Source organism: Pseudomonas japonica (assembly GCF_013522925.1).
GTDB classification, from domain to species: domain Bacteria; phylum Pseudomonadota; class Gammaproteobacteria; order Pseudomonadales; family Pseudomonadaceae; genus Aquipseudomonas; species Aquipseudomonas japonica_A.
Window position 1 is genome coordinate 1 of sequence record NZ_JAAMQU010000033.1, and the last position, 3,840, is coordinate 3,840.

At 55.4% G+C, this 3,840-nt stretch carries 4 protein-coding genes and 1 pseudogene; all 5 read left to right on the forward strand.

The annotated features are described in order from the left end of the window. Positions 1-2,096 (forward strand): DUF637 domain-containing protein (locus G7016_RS24685; protein WP_181118396.1); only part of this gene is annotated, 2,096 nt, incomplete at its 5' end. A gap of 2 nt (positions 2,097-2,098) precedes the next feature. After that, positions 2,099-2,413 carry a contact-dependent growth inhibition system immunity protein gene (locus G7016_RS24690; protein ID WP_181118397.1) on the forward strand — a complete coding sequence of 105 codons (315 nt, stop codon included), beginning with the start codon at positions 2,099-2,101 and terminating at the stop codon, positions 2,411-2,413. Then, positions 2,353-2,724 carry a hypothetical protein gene (locus tag G7016_RS24695; protein WP_181118398.1) on the forward strand — a complete coding sequence of 124 codons (372 nt, stop codon included), beginning with the start codon at positions 2,353-2,355 and terminating at the stop codon, positions 2,722-2,724. Before G7016_RS24690 ends, G7016_RS24695 begins: the two co-directional genes overlap by 61 nt. A 15-nt stretch (positions 2,725-2,739) precedes the next feature. Further along, positions 2,740-2,988 (forward strand): hypothetical protein, encoded by a 249-nt coding sequence (locus tag G7016_RS24700; protein WP_181118399.1) that lies wholly within the window; start codon positions 2,740-2,742, stop codon positions 2,986-2,988. 35 nt (positions 2,989-3,023) lie between these two features. Next, positions 3,024-3,840 (forward strand): annotated as a pseudogene (locus G7016_RS24705) (hemagglutinin repeat-containing protein); the annotation flags it as partial.

Sequence of the window (3,840 nt, forward strand, 5' to 3'; positions counted from 1 at the left end):
ACGAGAAGAGCAACAGCAGCCTGGCCTGGACCAGCGCCAAGGGCAAAGGCAACACCGACGAAACCCTGCGCCAGAGTGAACTGGTGGCCAAAGGGGACGTGGCGATCAATGCGGTGAACGGGCTGCAGATCGACGTGAAGCAGGTGAACCAGCAGACGGTAAGCCAGGCGATCGATGCGATGGTGAAGGCCGACCCGCAACTGGCGTGGCTGAAGGATGCCGAGAAGCGGGGGGATGTGGATTGGCGGCAGGTGAAGGAGATTCATGACTCCTTTAAATACAGCCAGTCGGGGTTAGGGGTTGGGGCGCAGCTGGCGCTGGCGATCCTGATGGCGGTCTTCGTTGGGCCTGCGGCCATGAGTGCGTTGTCGGGGGCCGGGACGGTGGTCGCTGCTGGTGGTGCAGCCGTGGCAACTGGGGCAGCTACCAATGCTGCCAGCAGCTTTATCAGTAACAAGGGCGATTTGGGAGCGGTCTTCAAGGACACCACGTCCAGCGATGCGCTTAAAGGTTATGCCGTCTCGGGTCTTACCGCCGGTTTCACAGCGGGCTATTTAGATAGCGCCTTCGGCGTCAAGGGTGACGACCTTTTCAAAGTCACGCATGGTTTTAACCTAGGTACCTGGGGCGGGGCGGGACAATTCGCTGCATATTCTGCGGCTCAGGGTGGTTTCCAGGCTGCGGCTCAAACCGCCATCTTGGGCGGCAGCCTAGGCCAGAATCTAGAAAGTGCCCTGACCGGCCAAGCGGCGGCCTTTGCTCAAGCAGTTGCCTTTAACGCAGTCGGCGGCAGCACGTACGGAAAACTGCCGGATGGTTCTGTTGAGAAGGTAGCGCTGCACGCGCTTGTAGGCGGTCTGCTTAGCCAAGCTCAAGGCAAAGGTTTCGCGACGGGCGCCGCAGCCGCGGGCGCAAACGAAGCGTTGATTAACCAGCTATCGGGTTTCCTTAACAGTGATCCGCAACGGCTAATGGCTGCATCACAGATAGTAGGCCTGTTAGCTGCCGCTGCCGTTGACGGAGACGTTCAAACCGGCGCAAACATTGCCAAGGATGCAACTGCTTACAACCGGCTTCCGCATGAGGAAGAAACTCGGTGGCTGAGGCAGCAATCAGCAGGTGATGAAGCACAGCAGTTCCGGCTGACCGTGGCGGCCTGCGCAGTCATTCATTGCGCCAGTAAATTCCCCGAGGGCAGTGCCGATTCTCTGTATTACAAGCAGATCGAAGCTATTGGCAATAGTGAGAGCTTTGCGGATGCCCGTAACTTAGTCAGCACATCCGGGCTGTTCCAGTATGGCGTAACGGACACTGTGAGCGATGCACTCAGTGCCTACCAGGTGGGTACCCGTCTCACTGGCGGTGTGCAGATGGCAGGGGGCGTTGCGCTGGCGGCGGGTGGTGCTGCGCTGAGTATCGGTACCGAAGGGGCCGGTTCGTTCCTAGGCGTGCCCCTCTTCGGCTATGGCGCGGACACCAGCTCAGCGGGAGCACAAATGCTCTGGAACGGCATGCCGGCTAATACGCTGTCGGCTAGCGCGCTGGGCGCCGTATTCGGGGTATCTCCCGAAAGCGTTGATAATGTACTAAGCTTCACGACGGCAACAGGCGAGCTGCTGGTCTTGTCCAAATCGGCGGGGGCAGGTTGGTCGCTGGTTAAGGCCGTTGATACGAGTGGTGCAAAAGAACCTGGGAAGGCAGTTAGCCCAATTGTTCCAGGTGGTGGACTTGCAGCTCATGAGGCAGCTGGTGGGCACTTGCTTGCAAAGCATGTAGGGCAATCAGAGGAACAGTTGTTAAGCCGTCTTTCGGCGGAGCCTAAGATTACCGGCTCGTCATCTTTTTATGATCGAACAGTGGCTGAAAAGGCCGTTTCACAAACCTTGGATATGAACCAAACAGAAATCGCGAACTGGCTTTCTGGGAGCGCGAACCGCTTGAGACTCGACCATACACTATCAAACCCTGTTGGAATATCTGTTGCTCGCGGCGCGTCCGGCGCAGTAGATGCAAATTCGGTCAGGGTAATACTTTTGCGGGATTCGAAAATTCCAACAGGATATAAAATTCTTACAGGATTCCCTACGGTGCCATGAGTATGAAAAATTACGGCGTTATCGGTCAGTTATTAGGTTGCTACTTTCATCAAGACTGGCCTGAAGAGTTCAGCAATAGCAGTGAGGTGATTCATGAAATTACTAATAGTGAATCTCGTGATAGGTTGCTCGCGGGGGCTGGTGAGCTTGACCAGTTGATTGCTCTTAATCTTTCTGAAGATGCTTGTCGCGAGATTATGATTGCTAAAGTTGGATGTTTCTTTGAGCCCGAATCCGAAGGGCTGACATACGCAAATTGGTTGTTGATGGTGCGGGCGGCTTTCTTAGAGCAATATACGTTGGTGCAAAAGGGATAGGCGAAGCTTCAGGGTCGGCAAAAAACTTCTCAATTGCCGATCGCGTTTTTGGTCAGCTCAATGATCCTCGAATGGGGCGACTTGCAGGAAAGCTTGATGCCGATGCCTTACAGAAGCTTGCTAATAATCCCAGCGCTACTTGGTTCATGGACGCAAGGACAGGGCATATCAACGTAATTCAAGAAGTTGAAGGGAAGCTGATTCGAATTACCGTGCCAAGAGACGAGATGAAGATCATTTCTGTTGGCCAAATTAGACCTGGCCAAGTTAAAAATTTGTTAGGCAAGGGCGATTTTGTCCCGTTAACTTGAATTTTCGGAGGGCTTGTGGCTTCAATTCATATTGAGGAAATTCAAAAAATACTGTTTGCGCAAGGCAATAAAGATTCCTTGCCAAATCAAGATAATGGGGAGGGCTACTTTCTAGAGATTGGATTTGACAGCTCTACTCGCAAGGCATCTGGGATTGTTGATGAAGAATATAAGGATAAAGTAATAACTCTGGATTGCCCGTACGGCACAGTAGTTATTTTGTGTGATGAGGAAGGGCAGTTAAAATCAATTGAGTTAAGTTAGCTTCACTAAATTGACATTCCCAGCACCGACCTTGCGGCACCCTGCGCGCCACCAACAACCTCAGCGCCACCGCAGGCAACGACCTGGTCAACAGTGGTCTGATCCAAGCCGGCAACCGCCTGGACCTGTTGGCAGGCAACAACGTGGTGAACCAGGCCGGCGGCATTATCGCCGGGCGAGATGTTAGCCTCACGGCCATCAGTGGCGACGTCATCAACGAACGCACTGTAACCACCCATGAAAGCGCCGCAGGCAGTAAAACCGAGCGCCGCGACTTTATCGACAGCGCCGCGCGCATCGAAGCCGCCAACGACCTCACGCTGCAAGCCGGGCGTGACGTCACCAACACCGGCAGCGTGCTGCAAAGCAGCCGTGACCTGAACATTGCAGCAGGCCGCGACATCAACCTGCTCTCGGCTGAACAAGTCAGCAGCAACACCCAGGGCACCCGCCACACCGACAGCACCATCACCCAGAACGGCTCTGCCTTGAACGCTGGGCGCGATCTTAGCCTGACGGCGGGCCGTGACCTTACTGCTGTCGCCAGCCAGATCAACGCCAAGCGCGATATCGCGCTGGCGGCAACCGGGAATCTCGCGATCAGCTCGGCGGCGGATGAGGAGCACTCGCTTTCGAAGAGCAAAAAGGTCACCCGCCAGGAAGATCATGTAAGCCAGGTGGGCAGCACGGTCACCGCCGGTGGCAGCCTGGCGGCGAGTGCCGGTCAGGACATGACCATCACCTCCAGCCGCCTCGCCGCGAATGACGAAGCTTACCTTGTGGCCGGGGGCAAACTGGACCTGCTCGCCGCCCAGGACAGCGACTACTCGCTCTACAGCAAGAAGAAAAAAG

Coding starts and splice junctions, on each gene's coding strand:
- G7016_RS24690 (WP_181118397.1), top strand. CDS start 2,099: ATGAAAAATTACGGCGTTATCGGTCAGTTATTAGGTTGCTACTTTCAT.